28 protein-coding genes are annotated in these 25,162 nt (G+C 73.9%); 7 read left to right on the forward strand and 21 right to left on the reverse strand.

Annotated elements, in window-relative coordinates; genetic code table 11:
* From KBY19_RS04035 to KBY19_RS04045, 3 genes are all read left to right on the forward strand, one after another.
* On the forward strand, positions 1-1,009 hold a 1,009-nt coding region (locus KBY19_RS04035; protein WP_247690578.1), incomplete at its 5' end, for a glycosyltransferase family 9 protein.
* 17 nt (positions 1,010-1,026) lie between these two features.
* The gene (locus KBY19_RS04040) at positions 1,027-1,920 is read left to right on the forward strand and encodes a polysaccharide pyruvyl transferase family protein (protein ID WP_247690587.1); all 894 of its coding nucleotides are present in this window, start codon (positions 1,027-1,029) and stop codon (positions 1,918-1,920) included.
* Positions 1,921-2,058: 138 nt separating this feature from the next.
* The gene (locus KBY19_RS04045; RefSeq protein WP_099881029.1) at positions 2,059-2,622 is read left to right on the forward strand and encodes a type 1 glutamine amidotransferase domain-containing protein; all 564 of its coding nucleotides are present in this window, start codon (positions 2,059-2,061) and stop codon (positions 2,620-2,622) included.
* 15 nt (positions 2,623-2,637) lie between these two features.
* Here the strand turns inward: KBY19_RS04045 and KBY19_RS04050 are convergent, their stop codons facing one another.
* The 4 genes from KBY19_RS04050 to KBY19_RS04065 all read right to left on the reverse strand — a co-directional run bounded on the left by KBY19_RS04050 (position 2,638) and on the right by KBY19_RS04065 (position 5,801).
* Positions 2,638-3,246 (reverse strand): universal stress protein, encoded by a 609-nt coding sequence (locus KBY19_RS04050; protein ID WP_210965171.1) that lies wholly within the window; start codon positions 3,244-3,246, stop codon positions 2,638-2,640.
* A gap of 298 nt (positions 3,247-3,544) precedes the next feature.
* Entirely contained in the window at positions 3,545-3,820 is a 276-nt protein-coding gene (locus KBY19_RS04055; RefSeq protein ID WP_099881033.1) for a DUF5133 domain-containing protein, read from the reverse strand.
* A 93-nt stretch (positions 3,821-3,913) separates the two neighbouring features.
* Positions 3,914-4,819 carry a SigB/SigF/SigG family RNA polymerase sigma factor gene (locus KBY19_RS04060; protein WP_099881035.1) on the reverse strand — a complete coding sequence of 302 codons (906 nt, stop codon included), beginning with the start codon at positions 4,817-4,819 and terminating at the stop codon, positions 3,914-3,916.
* A 301-nt stretch (positions 4,820-5,120) separates the two neighbouring features.
* Positions 5,121-5,801: a type III effector protein gene (locus KBY19_RS04065; RefSeq protein WP_099881039.1), complete on the reverse strand. Its 681-nt coding sequence runs from the start codon at positions 5,799-5,801 to the stop codon at positions 5,121-5,123.
* A gap of 137 nt (positions 5,802-5,938) precedes the next feature.
* On the opposite strand from KBY19_RS04065, the gene KBY19_RS04070 reads away from it, so the two are divergent.
* Together KBY19_RS04070 and KBY19_RS04075 are read left to right on the forward strand one after the other, a co-directional pair.
* A complete protein-coding gene (locus tag KBY19_RS04070) occupies positions 5,939-6,373 on the forward strand; it encodes an Hsp20/alpha crystallin family protein (RefSeq protein ID WP_099881041.1) in 435 nt (144 codons plus the stop codon).
* Positions 6,374-6,584: 211 nt separating this feature from the next.
* A complete protein-coding gene (locus KBY19_RS04075; protein ID WP_099881043.1) occupies positions 6,585-7,055 on the forward strand; it encodes a DUF2267 domain-containing protein in 471 nt (156 codons plus the stop codon).
* A 79-nt stretch (positions 7,056-7,134) separates the two neighbouring features.
* Here KBY19_RS04075 and KBY19_RS04080 read toward each other — a convergent pair whose 3' ends face one another.
* The 13 genes from KBY19_RS04080 to KBY19_RS04140 form a co-directional block, all read right to left on the reverse strand.
* Positions 7,135-8,043 carry a lantibiotic dehydratase C-terminal domain-containing protein gene (locus KBY19_RS04080; RefSeq protein WP_210965172.1) on the reverse strand — a complete coding sequence of 303 codons (909 nt, stop codon included), beginning with the start codon at positions 8,041-8,043 and terminating at the stop codon, positions 7,135-7,137.
* The gene (locus KBY19_RS04085; protein WP_210965173.1) at positions 8,040-10,619 is read right to left on the reverse strand and encodes a hypothetical protein; all 2,580 of its coding nucleotides are present in this window, start codon (positions 10,617-10,619) and stop codon (positions 8,040-8,042) included. The genes KBY19_RS04080 and KBY19_RS04085 overlap by 4 nt, the downstream gene beginning before the upstream one ends.
* Positions 10,616-11,725 (reverse strand): PqqD family peptide modification chaperone, encoded by a 1,110-nt coding sequence (locus tag KBY19_RS04090; protein WP_210965174.1) that lies wholly within the window; start codon positions 11,723-11,725, stop codon positions 10,616-10,618. Before KBY19_RS04090 ends, KBY19_RS04085 begins: the two co-directional genes overlap by 4 nt.
* Positions 11,726-11,927: 202 nt before the next feature.
* Complete coding sequence (locus tag KBY19_RS04095) at positions 11,928-12,101, reverse strand: thiocillin family RiPP (RefSeq protein ID WP_107488698.1); 174 nt, start codon at positions 12,099-12,101, stop codon at positions 11,928-11,930.
* Positions 12,102-12,153: 52 nt separating this feature from the next.
* Positions 12,154-12,330: a thiocillin family RiPP gene (locus tag KBY19_RS04100; protein ID WP_107488699.1), complete on the reverse strand. Its 177-nt coding sequence runs from the start codon at positions 12,328-12,330 to the stop codon at positions 12,154-12,156.
* A gap of 59 nt (positions 12,331-12,389) precedes the next feature.
* A complete protein-coding gene (locus KBY19_RS04105) occupies positions 12,390-12,569 on the reverse strand; it encodes a thiocillin family RiPP (RefSeq protein WP_099881052.1) in 180 nt (59 codons plus the stop codon).
* A 53-nt stretch (positions 12,570-12,622) separates the two neighbouring features.
* Positions 12,623-12,790, reverse strand: a complete 168-nt coding sequence (locus KBY19_RS04110; protein WP_107488700.1) for a thiocillin family RiPP — start codon at positions 12,788-12,790, stop codon at positions 12,623-12,625.
* 93 nt (positions 12,791-12,883) lie between these two features.
* Positions 12,884-13,627 carry a nitroreductase family protein gene (locus tag KBY19_RS04115; RefSeq protein WP_210965175.1) on the reverse strand — a complete coding sequence of 248 codons (744 nt, stop codon included), beginning with the start codon at positions 13,625-13,627 and terminating at the stop codon, positions 12,884-12,886.
* Positions 13,624-15,342 carry a hypothetical protein gene (locus KBY19_RS04120; RefSeq protein ID WP_210965176.1) on the reverse strand — a complete coding sequence of 573 codons (1,719 nt, stop codon included), beginning with the start codon at positions 15,340-15,342 and terminating at the stop codon, positions 13,624-13,626. The genes KBY19_RS04115 and KBY19_RS04120 overlap by 4 nt, the downstream gene beginning before the upstream one ends.
* Before the next feature lie 5 nt (positions 15,343-15,347).
* A complete protein-coding gene (locus KBY19_RS04125; protein ID WP_099881054.1) occupies positions 15,348-16,013 on the reverse strand; it encodes a TOMM precursor leader peptide-binding protein in 666 nt (221 codons plus the stop codon).
* 81 nt (positions 16,014-16,094) lie between these two features.
* Complete coding sequence (locus KBY19_RS04130) at positions 16,095-17,585, reverse strand: YcaO-like family protein (RefSeq protein WP_210965177.1); 1,491 nt, start codon at positions 17,583-17,585, stop codon at positions 16,095-16,097.
* Positions 17,585-18,700, reverse strand: a complete 1,116-nt coding sequence (locus KBY19_RS04135; RefSeq protein ID WP_099881058.1) for an ABC transporter permease — start codon at positions 18,698-18,700, stop codon at positions 17,585-17,587. Before KBY19_RS04135 ends, KBY19_RS04130 begins: the two co-directional genes overlap by 1 nt.
* A complete protein-coding gene (locus KBY19_RS04140) occupies positions 18,697-19,734 on the reverse strand; it encodes an ABC transporter ATP-binding protein (RefSeq protein WP_210965178.1) in 1,038 nt (345 codons plus the stop codon). The genes KBY19_RS04135 and KBY19_RS04140 overlap by 4 nt, the downstream gene beginning before the upstream one ends.
* Before the next feature lie 354 nt (positions 19,735-20,088).
* On the opposite strand from KBY19_RS04140, the gene KBY19_RS04145 reads away from it, so the two are divergent.
* Positions 20,089-20,418: a LysR family transcriptional regulator gene (locus tag KBY19_RS04145; RefSeq protein WP_210965179.1), complete on the forward strand. Its 330-nt coding sequence runs from the start codon at positions 20,089-20,091 to the stop codon at positions 20,416-20,418.
* Between the two features lie 144 nt (positions 20,419-20,562).
* On the opposite strand, the gene KBY19_RS04150 is transcribed toward KBY19_RS04145, so the two are convergent.
* Positions 20,563-20,919 (reverse strand): transcriptional regulator, encoded by a 357-nt coding sequence (locus tag KBY19_RS04150; protein ID WP_307842291.1) that lies wholly within the window; start codon positions 20,917-20,919, stop codon positions 20,563-20,565.
* On the reverse strand, positions 20,916-21,374 hold the full coding sequence (locus KBY19_RS04155) for a hypothetical protein (RefSeq protein WP_099881064.1): 459 nt from the start codon (positions 21,372-21,374) through the stop codon (positions 20,916-20,918). The genes KBY19_RS04150 and KBY19_RS04155 overlap by 4 nt, the downstream gene beginning before the upstream one ends.
* A 235-nt stretch (positions 21,375-21,609) precedes the next feature.
* Between KBY19_RS04155 and KBY19_RS04160 the strand changes: the two genes are divergently transcribed.
* Positions 21,610-23,322, forward strand: coding sequence for a chloride channel protein (locus KBY19_RS04160; RefSeq protein WP_210965206.1), 1,713 nt, complete (start codon positions 21,610-21,612; stop codon positions 23,320-23,322).
* 33 nt (positions 23,323-23,355) lie between these two features.
* On the opposite strand, the gene KBY19_RS04165 is transcribed toward KBY19_RS04160, so the two are convergent.
* Together KBY19_RS04165 and KBY19_RS04170 are read right to left on the reverse strand one after the other, a co-directional pair.
* The gene (locus KBY19_RS04165) at positions 23,356-23,943 is read right to left on the reverse strand and encodes a MarR family winged helix-turn-helix transcriptional regulator (protein WP_247690579.1); all 588 of its coding nucleotides are present in this window, start codon (positions 23,941-23,943) and stop codon (positions 23,356-23,358) included.
* 71 nt (positions 23,944-24,014) lie between these two features.
* On the reverse strand, positions 24,015-25,097 hold the full coding sequence (locus KBY19_RS04170) for a PP2C family protein-serine/threonine phosphatase (RefSeq protein WP_210965180.1): 1,083 nt from the start codon (positions 25,095-25,097) through the stop codon (positions 24,015-24,017).
* Positions 25,098-25,162 lie beyond the last annotated feature (65 nt).

Here is a 25,162-nt window from a genome sequence, read left to right on the forward strand (position 1 = left end):
GCCGCGCACCCTGGTGCTGCGCGCCCTGGGGCTCGGGGACCTGCTGACCGCTGTGCCCGCGCTGCGTGCGCTGCGCCGTGCGCTCCCGGACCACGAGTTGGTGCTGGCGGCCCCCGGATGGCTGACCGACGCGGTACGGGCGGTCGACGCCGTCGACGTCCTGGTGCCCGCCGGTGCGGCCGACCGCGAGGTCCCGGCGCGGGTGCCGTGGCCGTGGGCCCCGCCCCGGCTCGCCGTCGATCTGCACGGCAACGGCCCGGCCAGCCGCGCGGTGCTCGCACGGCTGGCTCCCGGGCGGCTGCTGGCGTACGCGGACGGCTCGGCGCCCCGCTGGCGGCCCGACGAGCACGAACGCGCGCGCTGGTGCCGCCTGCTGACCTGGTACGGCATCCGGGCCGAGGCGGACGATCTGCTGCTGCGGCGTCCTGCCGCCACCTCCCCGGCCCCCGGGGCCGTGGTGCTGCATCCGGGCGCCGACGCCGGGGCGCGGCGGTGGCCGCCCGAGCGGTTCGCCGCCGTCGCCCGCCGGTTGCGGGCGGACGGGCAGCCGGTGGTGGTCACCTGCGGGCCCGGCGAACAGGAGCTGGCGTACGGCGTCGCCGAGCGCGCCGGACTGTCCGCCGCCGCTGTGGCGGGCGCGCCGGCGGGGCTGCCGTTCGACACGTTGGCCGCGCTGGTGGGCCAGGCGCGTGCGGTGGTCGTCGGCGACACGGGAGTGGCCCACCTCGCCTCGGCCCTCGCCACCCCGTCGGTCGTCCTGTTCGGCCCCGTCTCCCCCACCCTGTGGGGGCCGCCCGCGCTCCCCCGGCACCACCCGCTGTGGCGGCCGCTGCCCGGCGACGGGGTACGGCCCGGGAACCCGCACGGCGTGGAGCCGGACCCCCGGCTGCTGCGCCTGGACCCGGCCGAGGTCCTGGACGCCTGCGCGGCCCTGCCCGCGTGCGGTGCGCCGAGTGGAGCGCGCCCGGCGGCCCCGCTGGCGGCCGGCGCCTCGGGGGCGGGTCCGTGAGGTATCGGAGGGCCTTGCTGACGGGGTGGTTCAGCTTTGTCGAGGGGGAGGCCACGGCGGGGGACGTGCTGGCGCTGCGGAGGGCCGAGGAGGTCGTACGGGAGGCGGGGGTGGAGTACGACGTGGCGTGGAGCCCCGGGTTCCGGCCCGGGGAGCTGTCGTTGGAGACGGTGCGGCCCGGTGAGTACGATCTGCTGCTCTTCGTCTGCGGACCGTGCAGCGGCCCGCAGACCGCCGCGCTGCACGAGCGCTTCGCGCACTGTCACCGCGTCGCCGTGGGCGTCTCCGTCGTCGACCCCGCGGAACCGGCGGTGACGGGATTCCACGAGGTGATCGCCCGGGACGGGCCCTCCTGCGAGCCGTCGCCCGACCTGTCGGTGGGCACCCGCCCTCCGGCCGACGGGCTGCCGCCCGTGGTCGCGACGCTGCTCACCACGGGGCAGCACGAGTACGCGGGACAGCGGCGGCACGAGGAGACGGTGCGCCGCGTCACCTCCTGGCTGGGGGCGCGGGACTGCGCGCTGCTGGAGCTGGAGACGCGGCTGGACTCCCGCGACTGGCGGCTGTGCGGCACCCCGGAGCAGTTGGACGCCGTGCTGGCCCGCGTCGATCTGGTGCTGACCAACCGGCTGCACGGTCTGGTGCTGGCGCTGCGGGCGGGGGTGCCGGCCATCGCCGTCGATCCGGTGGCGGGCGGCGCGAAGGTGAGCGCGCAGGCGCGGGCGCTGGACTGGCCGGCGGTGGTCCCCGCCGAGCGGCTGGACGACCAGGCGCTGGCGCACTGGTGGGAGTGGGCGCGCCGGGAGGGCCGCAGCCGTGCGGCCGCACACGCCGCCGCGCCGCCGCCCGAACCCCTCGCCCGTGCGCTGCGCGCCTGCCTGGGGGACGCCTCTCAGCGCGCGGGGCGCTGACGGCCCGGCCGACGATTTTTGTACCATTTGACATGATTTACAGGAGTGGGACCCTGTTCGGAGGAGGTGTGGCCGGGCCGTGTCAGGCCTCGCCCGCCACGCGCCGAGAGCGGAGGCCCGGCCGAAGGGAGCCGCATCATGACTGACGAACTGCACGGCAAAACGGTGGCTCTGCTGGCCACCGACGGCGTGGAACGCGTCGAGCTGGAGCAGCCGCGCGGCGCGTTGCACGGGGCGGGGGCGCGGACAGAGGTGATCTCGCTGCACACCGGGGAGATCAACGCCCGCCAGATGGACATCGATCCGGCAGGCACGTTCACCGTGGACAGGACGGTCGCCGACTCGTCCGCCGACGACTACGACGCGCTGGTGCTGCCGGGCGGCGTCATGAACCCCGACCAGTTGCGGACCGATCCCGACGCGGTCGCCTTCGCCCGGGAGTTCATGCGCGCGCACAAACCCGTCGCGGCGATCTGCCACGGCCCCTGGACCCTGGCGGAGGCGGATGTACTGCGCGGCCGGCGTCTCACCTCCTGGCCCAGTATCCGCAGCGACCTGCGCAACGCGGGCGCGGAGGTCGTCGAGGAGGAGGTCGTCATCGACGGGAACCTCATCACCAGCCGCGGCCCCGACGACCTTCCGGCCTTCTGCGCCGCCCTCGTGCGGCAGGTGGCCGGGATACGGGCCCCCCAACCCGCCTGACCGGCGCCCGGCCGCTCAGGCGGGCGCCTGGCCCGGCCCCTTGGGAAGTCGCATCCCCTCGGGGAGGAAGTCCGCCGTGCTGGCATGGCGGAGCCGGGTGCGCATGAGCGCCGGGAAGCGGGGAGCCGGGACGGTGAGGACCGGGCACCGGGCACGCGCCAGGACCCGGCGCGTCGTACCGCCGTGCCCGAACAGGCCCCGGCGGGTGGCGCGCACCCCGATCACCAGGCGGTCGTCGGGACGGTCCGCCGTCGCGACGAGGGCCCGCCAGGTCCGGTCGCGAACCAGCCGCCGTTCGACCTCGGCGACCCCGGGCGGGTCACCGCCGAACGCCTCGTCGAAGGCGCGGTCCAGCCGCGCACGGGCCTCCCGGCGCCAGTTCTCGGCCCATACCCGGTCGGGCCGCAGCATGTATCCGGCCTCGCCGTCCGGCGGCTGCCAGGCCAGCACCGCCAGCAGTGGACGACCGCAGTTGCGCGCCTCGCGCGCCGCGGCCTGCAGGGCCGCCAGACTGGCGAGCGACCCGCTCACGCCGACGACCAGCCGGCCGGGCCGTGCCCCGTGGTCGCCCTCCCCGCCCGGCGTCGTTCGCCTCCGCCCTCCGGCGCCGTCTGTTCCTTCCACCGCTCGCCCCTCCTGCCTGCCCGTCGAATACGTCCGTTGGTCTGCTCACCGGCGACGCGGCCCACCCGAGGAGCCGCTGTGCAAGAGAGTGTGGTGCCGATTGGACTGGTGCGACAGAGCCAATGAAGAGGAATTGGCTCGCTCTGGCTTGCCATGACGGGTCAGGGCGAAGCCAGAACACGGGTACGGCGCCGAGAAGACAGGCCACCGGGACGGTGCCGGGGACCGGGTCAGGGCCCTGAGCAGACCACCGCGCGGACGGCAGATGCCGTCCGCGCGGTGGTGGGGAAAGACGGGATCAGGCGGCCGACATCTGCCGGACGGGTTCCCCGGCCGCCGGTCCACCGGACCGCTGAAGCAGGGAGTCGTCTTCCGGGCGGGCACCGGGCAGACGGTGCCGAGCGGCGATGAGAGCGGCGTCGATGTCGCGGGTGCCGGTGGACACGCACAGTGTGTAGGCGAGGTCGTTCATCCGCTGCCGCACCTGCGGCGACCCGTTCTCGGCGTGCAGAACGGCGAGTGCCTCGTACTCGCCGACCAGGTTCCGGAGGACAGCGGGGTGTGCGAGCAGCATGCTGGTGCTCCTTTCGGAAAGCGCGGACGCGAAAGCGAATGCGGAGCCGGATCGGCCTGCTCCGGCAACACGTGGAGCCCTGACGGCGCGGGCTCAGGCAGCGGCGGCGTGGGAGCGCGCCGGGCGTCGGCGGCCCGGTTCGGCCGCACGGTCCCGTTCGACGCGGTGGCTGCGCTCGGTGCGGCGGACGCGCTGGGTGCGGCGGTCGTGTTCGACCTGTTGGCGGACCCGCTCACAGCTCTTGGACAGCAGCCGGGAGACGTGCATCTGGGAGATGCCCAGCTCCTGACCGATCCGCGACTGGGTCATGTCCCGGAAGTACCGCATGTACAGCACGCGGCGCTGCCGCTCGGGCAGCTCGCGCAGGCACGGCTTGACCGCCTCCCGCGCGACCACCGTCTCGTACTCCGGCTCCGACTCGCCGAAGGTGTCGGCCAGTGAGAAGCCGTCGTCGGAGTCGGGTCCCGTGGCGTCGAGGGACAGGGAACGGAAACTGTCCATGGCCTCCAGCCCGGACCTCACATCCTCCTCGGACATGCCGGTGTGCTCGGCGATCCGCTCCACGGACGGAAGGCCGTCGTCCAGACCGGTGTTCAGCTCCCGGACGGCGGTCCGCACCCGGTTGCGGAGCTCCTGGACGCGGCGCGGTACGTGCACGTCCCAGGTGCGGTCCCGGAAGTGGCGGCGGATCTCACCGGTGATGGTGGGTATCGCGAACGGCACGAAGGGCGTTCCCTGCGCCGGGTCGTACCGGTTGACGGCCTTGACGAGGCCGAGCGCCGCGACCTGCTCCAGGTCTTCGAGGGATTCACCGCGGTTGCGGTACTTGGCGGCCAGCCGGTGGGCCATCGGCAGCCATGCCTCCACGAGGCGGCTGGACAGCTCCTCCCGTTCGGGTCCTTCCGGCAGCGCGGCCAGCCGTTCGAAGTCCTTCGCGGTGTCGGGAGCATCGTCGTGGCTGTGGCGGGCGTTCTGCGGGCGGTAGCGGACTGCGCACATGTCGGGCTACTCCTCCCGTCTCGCTGATGTGGTCACACTCGCGGGAAGAGAGCTGCTCAGGAGATACACCTCGGGGGCCTGAGCGGTCGCCTCCCGCGATGTGCCTGTTCTCCCAAGCACTTGCAGATCCGTTTAACCGTCGGCCGGGGAGTCAAACCTGTTGATCGGATTTTTTTGCGTCGCCCCTGTCGAAGATCTTTGCGGCCCCGCCTTCCGGCACCCTCAGCGGCCGGGGGCTCGGAGCGGAGGACAACACGCCCCGGGCCCTGCCTGGTTCGCGCCGGGTGGGGCCCGTACGCGCTCAGGCGTCGGCGCCGCGCGTCTCGCCGGCGCCGCGCCGCAGCCGCCCGGTGTGGCAGGCGAGCGTGTCGACGCGCTCGGCGAGCTCCGGATGGCTGCCGGACAGATGCTGCTGTGCTCCTATCAGCGGGGCGACGAGCCGGGCGGCGTCGTCGTCGGCGAGCGCACCGGCGAGCACGGCTCGGGGCTCGGCGGGAAGGTCGGGCAGCGCGGTGATCTGACCGGCGAGCTGGCGCAGGTCGGAGGCGTTGCGCCGGGCCCAGGCCGCGACGGTCCGGTCGGCCGCGCGGCGGTCGCGGGCGGCCCGCACCCGCTGCTCGCCCGTGGCACCGGGGGTGCCGGGCCGGCCGCGCAGATAGCGGCGTTCGGCCGCCTGCCGGGAGGCGACGCCGAGCGGGGCGGCCAGGTCCGCCCAGCTGGCGCCTGCCGTGCGGGCGGTCTCGATCAGCGACGTCTCCCAGCCGGCGAGTTGGTCGCGCACCTGGCGCAGCGCCAGCAGCGCGGTCAGCGCCTGGTCGCAGCTGGGGGGCGAGGCGTCCGGAGGCGGGATGTCACCGGGCGGGACCTGCGCGCTGCGGACCGCCTCCTGGATCCGGTTCAGTGCCGCCGCGGCGGCGAGGAAGGAGGCGGGAGCCGGATGGCTCCGGGCGGGCGGCAGGGGCTGTTCTTCAGGTGTGGGCACGGGGATCCCCCCTCGCAATGTCGTCCATAGGGCGACAACCACGCTTGTCATCGTTCCGTTGACATGGTACAAGGAGTGACAGGTGCAGCGCATTGGCAGACACAGATACTGCCCAAGCTCATCGGAGGTGTTTCCTAATGTTGATGCGCACCGACCCCTTCCGCGAGCTCGACCGGATCGCCCAGCAGTTCCTGGGCACGGGCGGCACCTGGTCCCGGCCGTCCGCCATGCCGATGGACGCCTACCGGGACGGCGACGACTACGTGCTCGCCCTCGACCTGCCGGGTGTCTCCCCGGACGCCATCGACATCGACGTCGAACGCAACATGCTCACCGTCAAGGCGGAGCGCCGCCCCGTCGCCGGGAGCGACGAGGTGCACATGGAGCTCGCCGAGCGGCCGCTGGGCGTCTTCTCCCGCCAGGTCGTGCTGGCCGACACGCTGGACACCGACAACATCAGGGCCGACTACGAGGCGGGCGTACTGACCGTCCGCATTCCCGTCAGCGCACGCGCCAAGGCCCGCAAGATCACCGTCGGCAACGGGGCCGACCGCAAGCAGATCAGCAGCTGAGTCCGCGCGGCGGCACACCAGCGCCAGCACGGCGCAGGGCGGCACAGGAGGGGTGGAGGACGGGAGCCGCCCGGTCCCGTCCTTCGAAACGCACGCCTCCGCCGTACGGGAGAAAGCCCACGGAGCGGGCGCCCCCAGGACCGCAGCGGTCCTGGCAAGGAGCGCCCGCCCCTCGACCACAACCGGAGATCGAAACGTGTCACTGACGCATATGAAGCCCCAGGCCGGCCCCGTCACGGAAGGCATGACGTACGACCAACTGGTCGAACGCGTGCGGTACGACGGCGCCTACCCCACCCGTGAACGAGCCGAGGCCGTCATACACGCCGTCCTCTCCGCACTCGGACGGCGCCTGACCGGCGACGAACGCGTCGACCTCGCCGCCGTCCTCCCGACGGAGGCAGCGCGCGTCCTGACCGCGCAGATCCCCGAGTCCGCTCAGCTGACCGGCTGGGAGTTCGTGAAGGACCTCGCCTCCCGGACCGGCGGTACCGCCGCCACCACCCGCTGGGACACCGGCACCGTCCTCGCGCTGGTCGCCAGGCTCGCCGGTGAGGATCTGATCAGCCGCATCATCGACCGACTCCCGCCCGGGTACGCGCTGTTGTTCGGGCGCGCCGAGCTCACCCGGCCCACCGTCTCCCCCACCGCCCGGACGCCGCAGCCCGCACAGGCCGCCTGAAGACCGCGGCCCGCACGCCCGGCCCCGGCCGCGGCCCCGGCCGAAGGGTGCCGGACCGGGCGGCGCCGGTCGGGCCGGGTCACTCCCGCGCCGTCAGCGCGCGGGCGGCCAGCACCAGCGCCGCCTCCTCCGCCGGTGGGAAGCCCAGCCGGTTGAAGGTCATATGGAGGTGGTGCAGCAGCAGTTCGGCGCGGGGCACGGGGACGTGCGAGGCCGCACAGCGGTCCAGGGACCCCGCCACCACCGCGACATGCGCCGCCAGCCTGCCGCGTACCGGCTCGCGCGGCCACGGCGCCTGCCGCACCTCCCGCGCCAGGGTGCGCAGCCGGTCCCGTGCCTCGTCGCCCGGGAGGACCATCCGCAGCCGGGCCAGCCAGCGGCGCCGGTGCGCCGTCCAGAAGGCGTCCCGCTCACCCGGTGCCAGGCAGGAGGCCACCAGCATGCCGGTGAGGTCGACGGCGGCCGCGGCACGTTCGTAGCCGGCGGGGAGGGCCACCAGTTCCGTCTCGGCCAGCATCGCGCAGCAGTCGGTGAAGACCTCCTCGGTCGACCGGATGCCCGCCGCGCCGCCGTATTTGGCCTGTTCGGGCGCGTAGGGGGCCGGGCTCACCCCGGTCGGCTGGTGCCGAGGGGCCATGGTGGGTTCGGCGGGCAGCAGACCGCCGCCGTCCGGCTCGGGGGACTGCTCGGGCAGGGCGGCCATCAGCGCGCGCAGCTCCGGCGTACGGGCGTGCAGCGTGTCGGCCTGCTCGGGTGTGCAGCGGATGCGCAGCCGCAGATGGTGGCCGGTCGCGTCCCAGTAGCGCAGGAAGTGCCAGGCGGGCGCCGCCAGTTCGGCCGCCCGCCCGGCCAGCCACGGCAGCGCCGCGACCACGGCCGCGTCCATCCGGGCGGGGCCGCCGGGATAGGCCCTCACGTACCACCAGTCCCACGGCTCCTCGGCGTCCTGCTGACGAGCCGCCGCGCTGCGGGCAGGCGTCGCGGTCACCGCTCCCCCTCTCGGTCCGTGCCGGACGGGCCGGCCTCGGTACCGGCCCAGTACAGCAGTACGGCGTGCTCGGTGGCGCGCCGTTCGCCGTCGCGGTCACGCTGCGGGTGCTGATCGTGCGCGGGCAACGCCTCGACGAGGCGTACATGGCCGGTGCTCGGGGTGATCCAGTGGGCCAGGACGTCCAGCGAGACGGCCGAGTCCAGCCGGATCCACAGCGGCTTGCGGTCGTGGTCCGGGCTCATCCCGCCCCCGGCCGCGGGCAGCAGATAGGCGAACACCTCACGCGGCATGCCGTGTGTACGGCGGAACGCGTCGGCTGCCGCCACGGCTTCCGCGTCGCCGCCGGATCCGGCCGCGGGAAGCGGGAGCCGGTCCACGGGCACGATCCACGAGGCCCGCCGTGTCACCACCCGGCCCTCGCCGCCCAGCGTCCTCCTGTCCAGCGCGACCACCCGCTCGGGCTCGCGGGGCAGTTGGAAGGGCATGCGGTAGTCCGACAGCGGCGAGCCGTTGACCCACGGATCGGCCAGCACCGCGAGGAACCGGGCGAACTTGGGGAACAGATGTGTGGGCACCAGCCCGGTGTAGGCGGCGGCCAGCGGCTGCCCGTCCGGGGCCAGCAGGGTGAGGGTGTTCTGGCGCGGGTCGTGGACCAGCCGGGTGGCGCTCAGCGGGAGGGCGCCGGGTGCGTCGAGCTCCCCGGGGAGGGTCAGCGGGGGCAGCAGCCCGGAGGACTGGGCCTGCGCGGTGCTGCACTCGGTCCACAGCACCATCTCGTGGTGGTGCACGGCGTGCGGCCAGCAGCGGCGCACATGGGTACGGAGCGCGTCCGCGAAAGCGTCGCCCAGCAGCCCCTTGAAGCGGGTGAGCAGACCGCCGGTGCCGGGGTTGAACTGGTTGACGACCATCCGGGGGCCGCCCTCGCCCCGCACGCCCCGTCCGCCTTCGATCCGCTGGAAGAGCACCGCCGCCGCCGGAGGCGCACTGCTCGGGCCCACCGGGAGCCAGGCCCGCTCCCCCGGGTCCTCCCGTGCGGCGAGGTCGAGCTGCGCGGCGCGCTCCAGTTCCGGGTCGCGGTCGGTCTCGGCCCCGCAGCGCATGGCGAAACCGAGCACATCGGTGCAGCTGCCGCCCTTGCCGTAGGTGGCGACGAACCGGCGCACCAGTTCGTCGTACAGGTGCGAACGGAACAGCCGCGGGCGGATCTCGGCCCCCAGGCGGCGCAGGTCGGCCGCGGTGTCCTCGTCCTCCAGCACGGGCGGCAGCCGCAGATCGGTGACCGCGTCCTCGTACCAGACCTCGGTCGGCTCGAACCGGTCCCAGCCGGCCTCCCGCGCCCAGTCCCGCGCCAGCTCGCGCACGCGCGCGACGGCTTGGGCCCGCCGCCGCGGCCCGTCGTCCCCGGCCCGCGCCGGCCGGGCCATGCGCGCCTGGCCGGCGGCCAGCTCGCGCAGCTGCCGCACGACGGCCGGGCCGTCGCTCCCCGCGCCGGCCGTCAGCCCCAGCAGGACCGACACCGGGTCCTCGCCGCGCCGCCAGGGAGCCACCGGGGCCAGTACACCGCTGTCGAGCATCCGCAGGAAGCGGCGGAAGGGGTCCGTGCCGCCGAGCGCGCGCAGCGCCGCCTCGTGGCAGAGCGTGCCGTCGTCCTCGTCGCAGCCGTCGGCCAGCCGGCGGGCCCAGTGCGCCGCCGGTCCCGCCTCTCCCACGTGGTCGATGCGCCAGGTGACGCTGCCGGTGGCGACGTACTCGGGGTGGAGCATCAGCTCGCGCACGTCCTCTTCCGCCGCCTCCTCGCCGGGTCCGGCCGGGCGGACGGCCGCCTGGCGGACGGCTGCCGGACGGTAGCGGAGCAGGGGCGCCGTGTGCGGGGAGCGTGCCAGGGCGTGGAGGGCGGTGAAGGCGACGGTGGCCGACACCTGCTGCACCGCCTCGCCGTCGTGGTCCCGGCCCGGTGCGCCGACCGTCGTCAACCGGGCGAAGGGGCTGGTCTTGGCGGCGGCGCGGACGGTGTAGGAGTACAGCGTCCGCATCGCGCGCTGCCGTTTGCGGCCCCTGCGGGCGCTGCCGTAGCGCACCCAGTCGGGGGTGGCCAGCGCCAGGGAGTGGGCGAAGCCGGGGTCTTCCAGCGCGGCGGTCAGGGTCTCCTCGGCCGCCGCGCGGTCCCGTGCGACCTCCTTGTCCAACTCCGCGGCCACTGCCTGCGCGGCGGCGGTCAGCTCCTGCCAGCGGCGCAGGGTGGCGCGCGCCTCCTCGTCGGCGTACTCCCCCACCCGCGCCCCGGTCTGCTCGTCCCAGCCCGGCGGGGCGGCGCGGTGTGCGGCGCGGCGCGCGGCCAGGACGGCGCGGCGCAGCTCGCGCGCGTCGTCCAGCAGCGGCACCAGGGCGTAGAGGACGTCCTCCACCTGGGGCCGAAGCTCCTCGAGCGCACCGCTCAGCTCGGCGTGCCGGTCCAGGAGTTCGGCTGTACGGGCACCGGGAAGCGGGCAGCAGGCGGCGGGCAGCCCGGCGACACGGGTCAGCTCGGGAACGCCCGACCGTGCCCGGAGGCGGTCGGCGGAAGGGGAGGTCACCGGCCCCACATCCCCTGGACGCTGCCGTAGGAGAAGACCGTGCCCACCACCGCCACATACGCCAGCACCAGCACATACAGCGTGCACAGTGCCCCGTAGGCCAGGTGCAGCCTGCGTGCGGCGGGTGTCAGGGCCGCCAGGTGGGAGGGCAGCGGGCGGTGCAGCAGTGTGTGTTTGAGCAGGCCGAAGGCGCGGCCGCGGGCGTCGACGGTGCCCATGCCGGCCTCCAGCGCGGCGTAACCGTCGCTGGGCAGCAGCGGGTTGAGGTTGGTGATGACGCTCAGGAGCTGGAAGACCAGCATCGTCGCGGCCACGGTCGCCACGGTGCCGTCCGCCGTGGTGGCGACCAGCGCGGTGAGTCCGGCGACCCAGCCGTCGTTGACCGGCCCGGCCAGCGCCAGGACGACTCTGCTGGCCCGGGAGCGCAGTCGGTAGGCGTCGGTGCGGTCGACGTAGGCCAGCGGCATGAAGTAGAAGAGCAGCGCGAACCCGAAGCCCCGCACGGGCACCTTCAGAAACTGCGCGACCATCGCGTGCGCCGCCTCGTGCAGCACGATCTGTCCGAGGAAGAGCACCAGCGCCAGCAGCGTCGTCCAGTGTGCGAGCTTCGGGTCGGCGGAGGGCCCGGCCAGCAGCGCCCACACGGCGAGGACGGTACCCACCACGCCGCCCGCGATATGGCCGCCCGCCAGCGCGCCGCCGGGCATCTTGCGCAGCACTGCCGCGAGCGGTTCCAGCAGCCGGGGCAGCAGTGTGCGGCTGACGACGAAGCGCGGCATCATCTGGTTGCGTCTGCCGCGCCGCCCCGCGTCCCGGGCCCGTTGCGGGGTGGGCGAGCCGTCCAGCAGGCCGCTGTCGTACAGGTTCTTGACGAAGCGGTCCAGCTCGGTGCGGGCCGCCTCGGGGGTCTTGGTGCCGCGCGCCGCCATCAGTCCGGCGATGTCGTCGAGCGACCGGGAGCCGTCGAGCCGCTGGACGAGGCCGGCGGCCGACCGGCTGAGCCGGTGGTAGATACCGGAGGACGCGTCGTACAGCAGCGGGTGGTCGTCCATCCCGCGGATGACTTCCAGGCCCTCGCGGAGCTTCGGTCGGGTGAGGGTCTCCATGCACAACTCCCTGGTGCACCTGGTGGCGGTTCGGCGCGCGGGCCGCGTCGTAGCCTGAGCGTGCTCGCGGGTCGCGTCCGCGAGCACCCGGTTCCGGGGCGCTTCGCCCGCTCCGGAACCGGGGTCTCACCTCACGGCGCGGTCCGGTGCTCGCGTGTCACCAGGCCGCTGTCGAGCTGTGTGGAACGGTGCGTTCCGTCGCTCAGTTGCCGTTGGAGGAGAAGCAGCCCGCCGTGCCCAGGCAGGCGGCGGGGCAGCTGCCGCAGCCCGCGGTCGCGGCACAGCCGAAGGTGGTGAAGGGGCTGTCCGACTCGGGCAGTGCCTCCATCTCCAGGTCCTCGGCCCACAGTTCGAGGTCGACGCTGTTGGTGTCCATGCGTGTCACCTCCCTCCTTCGTCGTCGGTAAGGGTGGATGTCCTCGCGCCGGTCAGCCGAAGCTGGAGGCGGACGACGAGGACGAGGCCGTGCTCCACGGGCAGGAGGCGGAGCCTGCCGTGGTGGCGCTGCCCCAGGTGCTCAGCGCGGTGCCCTCGCTCAGCTCCTCGACCGCCAGGTCGTCGTCGAACGCTTCGACGAACAGATCGAGGTCGTCGCTGTTGTGCATGTCTCATCTCCCTTCTGCGAGTCGGGTGCCGAAGTGGTGGCCGTGCCGGGTACCGGCTGTCAGCCGATGCAGGAGGCGCTGCCGACGGTCGCCGCCGACGAGCCGGGGCAGGACGCCGTGGAGGCCGAACCCGCGCAGGCGAAGCAGCCGCCCGGTGCGTTGCCGTCCGGCAGCTCCTCCACGGCGAGGTCCTGATCCTCGATGTAGAGGTCGAGTTCCAGGTGGTCCATGGGCTCCATGGAGGTACCTCTTCCTGTCGGTCTTTACTGTCGGTTCCTGTGCTGGGCGCCGCTCAGCCGTAGCTGGAGACGCTGGAGGCGCTGGACGCGCTGGTCGCCGGGCAGGAGGCGGTGCTGGCGCTGGTGGAGGTGGAGAAGCTCGCCAGGGCGTTGCCCTCGGGCAGCTCCTCCAGTGCCAGCTCGTCCTCGGCCACGGCGTACAGGTCGATGACGTCTTCCACGGGATCACTTCCTTTCGTCGCTCGATGTGGATGGGGCGCATCCGACGGCGCGTGCCGGGGGTCGTGGCCGGCCCGGGGCGCGCCGTCGGACGATCAGGGGGCGGCGGGTCCGCCGCCCGGCGGGGCCGCGGGCGGGTGGCCGAGTGCGAGGGCGAACACCTGCTGCCTGCTGGTGCCGTCGGAGCGCAGCGGCGTACGGACGGAGGCGGGGATGAACCCGGCGAAGGCCGAACCGGTCAGCCCGTGCGAGACCCCGGCCAGCCACATGGTGTGGACGGCCGCGCCGGCACGGGTCAGCAGCGTCCGGTAGCCGTGGCCGCCGTCGCGCGCCTCGGCCGTCCGCAGGTCCACGGCGACGGAGACGATCACCGGCGCGTCCGCGAACTCGGCCTGCAGGGTGAGGGTGTGGCGCCGCTCGGGCGGCGGCAGCTCCATCACCGGGCGCGCGGTGCGGGCGAGCCCGTCGAAGCGGTGCACGGCGGGCGCCAGGCCGGCCACCCGGAAGGCGACGACGGTGATCTCCAGCGGGGTGTACGGCTGTTCGTCCGGCCACTCCTCCGCGTCCGTCTCTACTCCCTCGGCGATGATGTCGGCGAGCAGCAGCGCGGCCAGCGGTTCGGGCGACCAGACGCGGTTGGCGCGGCGGGCCCGGAGGGTGGCGAGCAGGTCGAGCCGGCCGGCGCCGGTGTCCTGGTCCCGGCCGGTGCCCACCGGTACGTCGGGACCCAGCGGCGCGGGCGGGGCCGCGCGCAACGGCGCGGCCTCCGTGCGCGGCTGCGCGGGCGCGTCCGCGAAGGAGTCGACGAGTTGGAGGGCGAGGTCGTCCGGGGCGATCACAGCGGCCTCCCGAGGTCGGTGACGGCGGTGACGGGCTCGACGCGCGGGTCGACACCGAGCGCCCCGGTGACCGCCCGCTCGTCCCAGCGCCGCACCGGGGTGCGGGGCAGGCCGAGGGTGCGGCAGACGCGGCGCAGGGTGGCCTGCGCGCAGCCGGCGTCCAGCAGCGTCACCCGCAGGGCGAAGGAGTGGTACTTCTTGGCGACCTTGCCGAGGTTGCCGGTCAGCACCAGCGTGGCCGGGCCGCTCCCGGGCACTCCGGCGAGGGCGGCGGTGCCGGGCGCCAGCAGGGCCAGCCGGTGCTCGCCGGGTACGTAGCCGTAGAGGCCGGGCTCCAGCCCCGCCGCGTCGCGTACGGCCAGGTGCGCGAGGACGGAGCCGATGTTGCCGCCGCTGGGTGTCCAGCGGCGCAGGAAGTCCGGGTCGCCCACGCGGATGCCCGCGGTGGTGGCCAGGACCAGCGAGAGGGTCTGCGCATCGACGTCGGCGGCCGCGTCCGGGCCGGCTTCCTCGGGTCCGTACGCCCGGCCGGCCAGGCGTGCGGTGTCCGGGTCCGGCAGCTCGACCCGGGGGCAGACCGGCCAGGTCTTCTCCTGGCGCTGGAGGGCCAGGTTGGAGGGTTTGTAGTGCTGCTGGTGGCCCTTGGGGTCCATGTACTCGTGCGGCGGGAAACCGATGAACGCCTCGTAGCGCGCGGCCAGCGGGGCGGGGCGGGGGTCTTCGGTGACCGCGGTCGCCTCCGGCGCCGGGTCCGCGGGCCGGGCAGCGGAACAGGTGGGGCAGCCGGGGCGGGTGGCGCCGCTGTGCCGTCGCTGCTTGAGATCGTCCAGCGCGACGGTGCGCCACTGGTTGGGGTACGGCGAGGGGACGGAGCGCGAGAGGAAACCGAACAGGTCGTGCGCGGCCAGGGCCGCGGTGAGCGCGGCCGCCTCCTCGTCGGCCTCCGGCGTTCCGGGGTCGTCCTCGGTGTCCGCCTCCTCGGCCAGCAGGCAGTCCAGGCACGGGGTGCAGTCCGGGTGGACGAACGGCCCCAGCCGGGCCCGGCCTGCGAAGACGGCCACCCGCACCAGTGGCAGGTTCCGCTCCCGGCAGGCGGCGGCGACGGCGGACAGCTCGGCCGCCGGCAGCTCGGCGGCAACGGCCAGCGTGGTGCCCTCGGGCGGTACGCCGTCGGTGCCGGTCACCCGGACCACCGGCGCGGACGGCCCCAGCTCCTCGGCCAGCGCGGTGGCCGTCGGCCCGGTGCCGAAGAGAGCCACCCGGGCCGTGGTGAGCCGCAGCGCGCCCTGCTCCCAGCAGCTGTTGGCCCCGGTGGAGTCGCCCATCCGGGAGAGGTGGTCGGCGAGTTCGGCGGCGAGCGCGTCCCCGGCGGCGGACTGCTCGCTCCCGGCCGACGGGGTGTCCTCGATGACGCCGCACATCCACAGCAGCGAGAGGGCCTTGAAGACGGCGCGCGGCGCGATGCCCAGCTCCTCGGCGAGCGCCGCGCAGTCCTTGGTGCCGTCCAGCAGCGGCAGCAGCCGGGGCAGCAGCGCGGTGGCGGCCTTGCCGCGGAACACCTGCGGCGCGGGCAGCCCTTCGACGACCAGGCCCTCGCTGACCGGCTGGACCGCCAGGCCGCGGCGCAGCCGGGGCAGCGCCGGTACGGACAACTGGGGGTCGCGCAGCGCGGCCGCTCCGGTCTGCTCGGCAGTCAGTACGTCCCCGTTCGGCATATGTCTCAGCTCCCCACCGGTGCGGCGGCCGTCAGCCGCTCGAAGGTCCGCCACGAGGTGTCCCCGCCGTCACGTGCGGGGCGGCAGCGGGGGCACTGGTCGACGGCGACGACGTGGTTGCGGGCCGTCCTGCCGTCGGCGAGGTTGACCGAACGCACCCGTGCGGGGTGCTCCACCTCGTCGCGCTCCTGGTCCCGGTCGCGCTGCCCGTCGAAGAGATCGTGCACGGCGGCGCGGGCCAGCGCGACGGCCATGCCGACGTGGTGCGGTGCGTAGCCGGTGACCCGCGTCGGATCGGTGCCGGCCGCGCGCGGGACGGGCGAGCGGTCGTGCTGGGCGCGGCGCCGGATGAAGCAGCGGTGGCAGGCGCCGTCGCCGGGCCGTACCGCCGGGCCGCAGCGCAGCTCGGTGGGCTCCAGCTCGATCGGGAACCAGGGCACGCCCCAGGCGTAGGCCGAGGACTCCACTGCCTCGGCCAGCGTCTGCCTGGGGTGGTCGGTGACCAGCACCAGCAGGTCGCCGACCGGCCAGAAGCTGGGGTGGCTGCCCTCGTCGACGCCCATGACGACGGCGCCGGCGTACGCCTTGGCCAGCCGCTCGGTGACGGCGTGCCCGAAGGACCCCGCCGCGAGAAACAGCGGTCTGCGGGGACCGGTCGTTCCGGTGTGCATCGCTTCTCCTGCCCGGTGGTGTGGTGGCGGTGCGCCGGTGGCGCGTACGGCGCGTGCGCGCCGGTGAGGGGGACGGCGGGGTCAGGCGAACGGCTGTGGGAGCTGGGTGATCTCGTCCTCGTCCAGCACCGGGTGGCCCATGGCGCGCGGTGCCTCGTACAGCCGCGGATGGCCCAGATAGCGGGCCCGGTGCACGAAGGAGAGGGGCATCAGCTGAGGCACCGTCACCCGGACGACGGTGGCCCCCACCTGGCGGGCCTCGTCGGTGGTCAGGTCGACCGCGACGACCTCGCAGCCCCGGGCGTGCAGTCGCTCCAGCAGCCAGTCCAGGACGGTGCGCGGGTCGGCGGCGGCGGGGCGGGGCAGCGCGGACAGCGGCCGTTCCTCCCGCTCGCCCTCCAGCAGGAACGCGAAGCGGTCGCGGGCCGCCAGGGGCCCGGCCTGCGCAGCACCGCCGACGACATCGACCAGTTGCTCCCCGCCCTCGCCCGGCTCGGCGGCCGATCGCGTCCGGCCCGCCGAGTTGGTGATGTGGTGCCGCAGTGCGATCCGCAGGGACGCGGCTTCGCGGTGGAGCTTGGCGATGGCGTCGCCGGGGTCGGGCTCGCAGGTGGCGGCGACGACCTGGGCCAGTTGGGGATCGTGGTCCGCGAGCTGCACGCCGTAGATCACCGGGATGCCCAGATCGGTGGTGGCGTCGTAGAACCGGGTGCGCACATGCGGGTTGGCGGCACGTTCCACGAACCGGCGCTGGGTGGGCGTCAGAGCGTCGGTCTCGACGGTCAGCCGGGGCAGCCGTAGCCGCTGCAGCCAGGTCAGGGCGATGGAGTCGCGTTCGACGACCTCCAGCAGCCCGTTGACGACCGCGGATGTCACATCGGTGTGGACGGCGCAGCCGGTGGAGACGGGGTGGCTGATCCGCTCGCCCAGCGCCTCGGGCGGATTCTTCAGCCACACATGGACCGCGGGCACCCAGACCGGCCGCCGCCGGGTGAACGACCAGCCGCGCACCCACCGCAGGGGCGCGTCCGGGTCGGGGCCCACCAGCCCGTGTCCGCCCGCCGCGAGTTCGGCGGCCGACAGTTTGGGCCAGGCGTCCAGCGGCACCGCCTCGTCGCCCAGTTCGGCGGCCGTCGCCCAGCGGGTGCGGCCCGCGTCCCGGGCGCAGGAGGAGTAGCGCTCCAGCGACTCGGCGACCGCCAGCAGCGCGGCCCGCTCGGGTGACAGATCGCCGCCGGCGCCGTCGAAGTTGCCGTGCTCGGCCCCCAGGTCCCAGTCCTCGTGCCCGGTCAGCACATGTCCCGGATCGCCGAGCGAGGCGGTGAAGATGGGAAAGTCGGGGTCGCCGGGGCTGCCGGGAAGCCGTGCGGCGCCGCTGACGAGGCCGTACGGCGAGACGAGATCGCCCATCCGGCGCAGCGAGGCGGGCGGCGCCGCGTCGGGCGCGGACGCGTCGGATGCGGCCGCGTCAGATGCGGCAGCGGCGGGCGTGGCAGCTTCGGGTGTGGCCGCGGCGGTGGCGTCGGCCGCTTCCCGGGGCCCGGGAAGCGTGGTGGTCGCATTCGGATTCATCAGCTCTTCTTCTCCGTGTCCCAGCGGAAGGCGCGGACGGCCACGACGGTCAACAGCGCGGCGGTGGCGGCGATCAGCAGCCAGTCGAGCCACTGCGCGTGCCGGGTGACGCCACCGGTGACGTCGTGCCTCAGCGCGTCACCCAGCAGCGCGACGGGGTTCCAGGACAGGACGTCCGCGAGCCCGTCCGGCATCAGCTCCAGCGGGAACAGCACGCCGGAACCCATCAGCAGCAGGGGGGTGAGCAGTCCAGAGATGGCGTTGGTCAGCTCGGGCGAGCGCAGGGTGCCGCCGAGCAGGAAACCCACGGACATCAGCAGCCACATTCCGAGCACCGTCGTCAGCAGCATGGTCAGCCCGGACAGCGGCGTCAGCAGCCCCAGCACCGTGGCGATCGCCCCGGCGACGGCCAGCAGCGCCAGACCGAGCGCGCCGCGTGCGGGCAGCAGCGAGGTGAGGATGGCCTGCGGCCTGGCCGGTGTGGTGCGCAGCAGCCGCAGGGTGCCGTTGGCGCGCAGCGACACCAGGGTGCCCGCGGTGGCGCTCAGGGCGAGCGACATCAGGGCGAAGACGAGCACACCGGGCAGTACGAACGGCATCGGTTCGAACGGCGGACTGCCGTCGGTCCCCACGGCGTCGAGGTGCCGGCCCTCCCAGCCGGTCTGCGGCAGCACGTCGCGCACCGCGGAGACGACCGAGGGGCTTTCGGGGTCGGTGACCAGCCGCAGGCTGTCGCCGTCGGCGGACGGCGCGATCACCGCGTCCGTACCCTCCCGGGCGTCGCGCGGGGAGTCGACGGCGGCGACCTTCGAGCCGTCACCGAGCGCGTCGCGCAGCTGGGCGGCCTGGGTACCGCTGCCCACCACCGCGATCTTGTACGGGCCGCCGGCCCAGGTGAGCTGCATGATGGCGACGAAGAGCCCGGCGAGCAGCACCGGGAAGACGACGCTGAAGAACAGCGCCATCGGGTCGCGCACCAGCTCCTTGGTCATGCCCTTGGCCAGCGCCTTGAACTGCCCCGGCGGCGGCGCGGCGGCGGGCGGGGCCGGGGAAGCGGGGACGGGGGTGCGGGCGGTGGTGTCGGGGCGGCTGCGGCTCGTCGGGACGGTGCTCACTGCTCGCTCCCCTCGTCCGGGCCGGGCGCCCCGGTGCCGGTCGCGGCCAAGAACGCGTCCTCCAGCGTCGGGCGATGAATCCGTACGTCGGCTGCGGGCGCGCGTTCCTCGAACCAGGCGACGGCGCGCTCGGGCGGCTCGGTCGCCACGGAGAACCGCGGGACGCCGCCGCCGTTGCTCGACCGCGTGGTGCCCTGGGTCTGCGCCGTCACCGCGTCGGCGCCGAACTCCTCGCGGGCGGCGGCGAGCAGGTCCTCCTGGGCCGAGCGGACGGTGACGGTGCTGCCGTGGGTGAGGCTCCGCACGATCTGTGCCGGTGTCCCCGAGGTGCGCAGCCGGCCGTCGTGGAGGATGGCCAGCCGGTCGCACATCTCCTCGGCCTCCTCCATGGCGTGGGTGCTCAGCAGGAAGGTGGTGCCGCCCGCGCGGGCCCGGTTGATGACGGCCCAGGCGTCGCGGCGGGCATGCGGGTCGAGCCCCGTGGTCGGCTCGTCGAGGACGACGAGCGGGGTGTTGCCGACCAACGCGGTGGCGAGCAGCAGCCGTTGCTGTTGGCCGCCGGAGAGCTTGGCGGCCCTGGTGCGGGCCTGGTCGGCCAGGCCCAGCTCCTCGATGAGCTCGGGCACCGGGCGGGGGTCGGGATAGAGCGACGCCCACATGTGGAGCGTCTCGTCGACCTGGAGACGGGGGAAGAGACTGGTCTTCTGCGGCTGCAGGGCCAGCGCGCCGCCCAGCCGGGCGGAGCTGTGGCGGCCGGGCCCGACCGGTCTGCCGAGGACGTCGATCCGGCCGGCGGCGGGCCGCAGCAATCCGGTGACCGCCGCGATGGTGCTCGTCTTGCCCGCGCCGTTGCGGCCCAGCAGACCGTAGATCTCGCCGCGCCCGACGGTGAACTCCACATCGTTCACTGCGGTGAAGTCCCCATAGCGGACGGTGAGTTCCCGGACTGCGAGGGCAGGCGAGGCGCCACCTTCGGCGGCCTCGTGATCGGGCTCGGAATCCGGCTGTTCGCGGCGTTCTTGAATCGTGAACATTTGACGCTGCATCCCCACGTCCCGCGCAATACGTCGTGGCGTTGTGCGCTATGCGGCAGGTCGACTGGTCGGCGGTGATCGCGAGCAATGCTGGCCGCTGGGCGGAACGCGCGGCAAGGGGTGTTCGGAGAGACCGAATACGGGAACCCGGCGACATACGGGGGGAGTTCGACGGTAGCGGGAACCGGCTACCCGTCAGTGTGCTTGTGTCTCCCGGGACTTACGGGGAATAGTAAGCCGTCCGACCAGGCGGATACCGCGGGATGACCTCCCACGCCCGGACACCACCACAGGTGGGCGCCCTTGTGTCCGCTACACACCGAGTTTGCATGATTTGCCACACGGGGAGACTCAGTGAACGATCGGATGCTTCGCGCGTTCGTGACCTGCGCGCGGACGGGCAGTGTGACCAGGACCGCCACCGAATTGGGCTACTCGGCCGCCAGCATCAGCGACCAGATCCGCCAGCTCGAAGTCCACACCCGCCAGCCTCTGTTCCGGCGCACACCCGGAGGCATGAACCTGACCGAGGCGGGTAGGCGCATGGTTCCGGTGGCGCACGACATTCTCTCGCGGATGGATCTGCTCTGCCACTGCGAAGCAATACCCTCACGTTCCAGGCGACGCCGGGAAAACCGGTCGGCGCCGCTGCGCGAAGTACATACGGTGCGCCGCACCGCGTAATTCACCATGCATTGACGGGGATATTCGCGCAAGAAAACACAAAAGACGCGCAGGCAATACGAAGGCGGGGAGCGATGGGCGAAGCATCGCTCCCCGCCTTCCGTTCTTCTACCCCCGTGCCCGGCGGCGGTACCTGACAGGGACTCAGCCCTCTCCGCCCGTCGGCCGGTCGAGGGATTCCGCCGGCGGGTCGGCCGCCAGGCCCCGGGCGATCGCCTGCAGACCGGCGCAGTGTTCCTGGAAGACCTCACGGCCCTTCGGGGTGGCCTTCAGCCAGGTGCGGGGCCGCTTGCCGAGATAGCCCTTCTCGACCTCGACCAGCCCCGCCTCCTCCAGTGCCGCCGACTGCTTGGAGAGGGCCGAGTCGTTGATCTCGACCGCGTCCCGGACGAACCGGAACTCCAGCCGCTCGGCCGAAGCCAGCGCCGCCATCACCGAGAACCGCACCGGGGACTGGAGCAGCGGCTCCAGCCGGTGCCGGGGGTGCCGTGCGCCTTTCACCGCGCTCCCGCCCTGCGCACCAGCAACGCCGCCCCCAGGGTCCACCCGGCGAGCACGGCCAGCGAAGCCGGCCACCACAGCAGCGGTGCGCCCCCGCTCCAGACCGAGCCGATGACGACGGCCGCCACGTACAGCCCCGTCCAGCCCAGGCTGAAGACGAGATGGAAGCGGCGGAAGTCGCGGGTGACGACGGGGCGGGTGCCCGCGTATCCCATCGCCGCCACACCGACCACCGCGCCGGCGGCGTTGAGCGCGACGGCCACCGCGGGCTCGGTACCGGCCACCGCGGCGGCGCCGAGCAGCAGCACGGTGTAGCCGAGGAACCCCAGCAGATACCGCGCGTACCAGTCGGCGTGCGCCCGGCGTCCGGTCCGCTGCACCGCGTCCCGCCGCGCGAGCGCGGAGCGTGCCTCCGCTGCCTCCATGATCTGCCTCCCGTGCAGTCGGTCGCTCATCTGTTTTCAGAGTAGGCATGAACTTTCCAGATTGGCAAGTACGTGCCTGACAACCATGTACCTCCCTCACGGCAAGCCGAACCGTCCCGTCCGGACATCACCGCCCCGCGCACCGTCCGTGTACTTGACAAGCTTTGCATAATGCAAAAGTAAGAAAGGAGCAGGAATGGTCGGTGCACGGACAGGTGGCAACAGGAGTACGAGGGCACGGATGCGCTCCGCGCCATGGGGACTGCTGCTGCTGGCCGTCCTCACCGGCGCGGGAGCCGGTGTCGGTTCGATCGTGTTCCGCTGGTGCATCCAGCAGTTCACCCGGCTCCTGTCCGGCCATGACGACTACGCCGCCGACCCCGGCTCGGCCCATCCCCATCTGACCTGGCTGGGCCCCTTCTTCGTGGTGCTGGCCCCGGTCGTGGGCGGGCTGCTGTACGGACCGCTGGTGCAGCGCTTCGCCAGGGAGGCGCGCGGGCACGGCGTACCGGAGGTGATGCTCGCGGTGGCACAGCGCGGCGGGCGCATCAGCCCGAAGGTCGCCGTCGTCAAGACGCTCGCCTCCGCGCTGACCATCGGCTCCGGCGGCTCGGTGGGCCGGGAGGGGCCGATCGTGCAGGTCGGCTCGGCCCTCGGCGCGACGCTGGGCCGCCTGGTGCGGGCCGGCGAGGGGCGGATGCGGCTGCTGGTGGCGTGCGGCGCGGCAGGCGGCATCGCGGCGACCTTCAACGCACCGCTGGCCGGGGTGTTCTTCGCCATGGAGCTGATCTTGATGACGTTCAGCGCCGAGGCGTTCGGCGCCGCGGTGCTCTCCAGCGTCACCGCGAGCGTGATCGGCCGGGCCGCCTTCGGAGACGTGGCCTTCTTGGAACTGCCGCCCTTCCACGTCGACCACCTGGGCCAGTACGGACTCTTCGCCCTGCTCGGAGTGTTGGCCGGGGCCGTGGGAGTGGGATTCTCGCGCGTCCTGTACGCGATCGAGGACGCCTGCGACTGGGCCTGGCGCGGGCCCGAGTGGCTGCGGCCCGCGGCGGGCGGGCTGGTGCTGGGCCTGCTGCTGCTCGCCCTGCCGCAGATGTACGGGGTGGGCTACCCGGTGCTGGAGAACGCCACCGAGGGCGAGTACGCGATCGGCTTCCTGCTGGTGCTGCTGGTGGGCAAGATCCTGGCGACCAGCGTGACCATCGGCATCGGCGGCTCCGGCGGTGTGTTCGCACCGAGCCTGTTCATGGGCGCGATGCTGGGCGCCGCCTACGGCGCGGTGCTGCACCGGCTGCTGCCGGGCACGGCGGGCGCCGTCGGCGCCTACGCGCTGGTGGGCATGGGCGCCGTCTTCGCCGGGGCCTCCCGGGCGCCGATCACGGCCGTGGTCATCCTCTTCGAGCTGACCGGCGAGTACTCGATCATCCTGTCCATGATGCTGGCGATCGCGCTGGCCACCGCGACCGGGCGACTGCTGTCCCGGGACACGATCTACACCCTCAAGCTGCGGCGCCGCGGTATCGATCTGGACGGCCCGGCGCAGGGAGCGCCGCTGGGCGGCCAGTCGGTCGGCGCCGTGATGGAACCGCTGCCCGAGCCGCTGACCACCACGACCCCGCTCACCGAGGCCGCCGACGTGCTGAGCCTGTCCGGGAACGGGGCGCTCCCGGTACTGGACCCCGCCGGCCGGTACGCGGGGGTCGTCACCACGCGGGCGGTGGCCGAGGCGCTGACCGAACAGCCGGAGGGCGCCCCCGCCACGGTCGGCGACCTGGCCCGGCGGCCCCCCGCCGTCAGGCCCGACGAGCCACTGGCCACGGCGCTGCACACGCTGGCGGACTCGGTGGACAGCGGGATGCCGGTACTGGACGCGGACAAGGGCGCGCCGGTCGGCTGGCTGAGCCACCGCAGCGCGCTGCGGGCCCTGCACACCCGTACCGCCCCGGCTCCGGCCCAGGAGTCGGCACTGGTGTGACGGCGGTGCCGCCCGGCGCCGCCCCCGATGGCGTCAGTGCGGTTCCGAGGGCGTGCGCGGGGAGGCCGGCGCCGATGGGGTGGGCCCGGTGGACGGGGCCGGCTGCGCCAGGTCGGCCCAGCCGAGCGGATACGGGACGTCGATGTCCGTGGGCGGCACCGCCGGCTCGCCGCCCGCCTCGTTGAACGCCGTCAACGCCTCGACGAGGGCGGCGCGTTGGCCGGGGGCGAGCCGCTCCACGACGGCGGCCAGTTCCCGGCGGCGGCGCGAGGTGACGGTCCCGACGGTGCGCCGCCCCTCGTCGGTGAGGGTCAGCAGGGTCTCCCGGCGGTTGTGCGGGTTGGTCTGCCGGTCCACGAGCCCGGCCGTGATCAGCCTGTCCGCCATCCGCATGGCGGTCGAGGGCGCCACCCGCAGCAGGTCGGCCAGCGCGACGAGCTTGGTGGCACCGCGCGAGGAGAGGGCCACCAGCATCCGGAACTGCGGCAGCGTCACCCGGTCCTCGACCTCGGCCAACGAACTGGCCGACACCGCCACCAGCACCCGGGAAGCGGTCAGCACGGCGCGCGTGACCGCGTCCACGTCGTCCAAACCCTGCAGCGGGTCTCCGCGCTCGGCCATGTCCCCTTTTTACCGCTTCCTGCTTCTTCGGCGTTCTTCTGCGTTCTTCTGCGTTCTTCGGCCCCGTGGCCTCAGTCACGCCCCGGGCCGCGCCCGGGGCGGTAGCGCACCAGGAGCATCGCCGCGTCGTCGTCCTGGACGCCTCCCGTGTAGCGGTCCACGTCCTGGCGCAGCGTGTCCAGCGCCGCCTGGGCGTCACCGGAGCGCAGCAGCCACCCCTTGTCCTTGAGCGGGTAGAAGTCCCCCGCGCCGTTCCGGGCCTCGGTCACCCCGTCGGTGTAGAGGAGGAGCTGGTCGCCCGGGACGAACCCGGCGCTGAACAGGCCGGGCGGCTCCCCACCGTGCGCGGCCAGACCGAGCGGCAGGGCGTAGGTGTCCGGCCGGGGGAAATCGACGGTGCCGTCGCGGCGTACGAGCATCGGCGGCGGGTGGCCGTGGTTGAGGAAGACGACGGTGCGTTCCTTGGGCCGCACCTCCGCGACGATGGCCGTCACGAATCTCTCGTCCTCCAGCTCGCGCGCCACGCTGCGCTCCAGCCGGGCCCCCAGCGCGGCGAGATCCGGCTCCTCGTAGGCGGCCTCCCGGAAGGTGCCCAGGACCACGGAGGCGGTCTCCACCGCCGTCAGCCCCTTGCCCTGCACATCACCGACGATCAGCCGTATCCGGTCCGGCCCCGCGGCAACCTCGTACAGGTCGCCGCCGATGCGTGCCTCGGCCACGGCGGAGGTGTAGGAGACGGCCACCCGCAGCGGGCCCGCGCTGCGCGGCACCGGCCGCAGCAGGACCCGTTGGGCGACCTCCGCGATGGACCGGACGCTGGCCAGTTCCTCCTCGCGCCGCCCCCGCATGATGGCGGCCACCACACCGGCGACGGTGACCCCGGCGACGGACGCCAGAGCCGTGTAGCCGCGCCGCGTCATGAGGAGGTCGTCGTAGAGCCCCAGCCCACCGCAGAGCACCATCGCCAGCGCGCCGACCACGACGGTGCGCCGCCAGGTGCCGACCAGTCCGGCGAAGGCGGGGCCGAGGGAGACCAGCGGCAGGAACCCCACCTCGGGCCCCGCCAGCAGATCGACGCCGGCCACCAGCGCCATCACCAGGAAGGGCAGCAGTGCCAGCACGATGTAGGTACGCGGCTCGCGTCCCTCTGCCATGGCGCTCCCTTGCGACGTCACGTCTACGCAACCGCTTCCGTCGCGGTCCTACGCTCGGAGCTTCA

It is taken from the genome of Streptomyces sp. B15 (assembly GCF_018070605.1).
GTDB classification, from domain to species: domain Bacteria; phylum Actinomycetota; class Actinomycetes; order Streptomycetales; family Streptomycetaceae; genus Streptomyces; species Streptomyces smyrnaeus.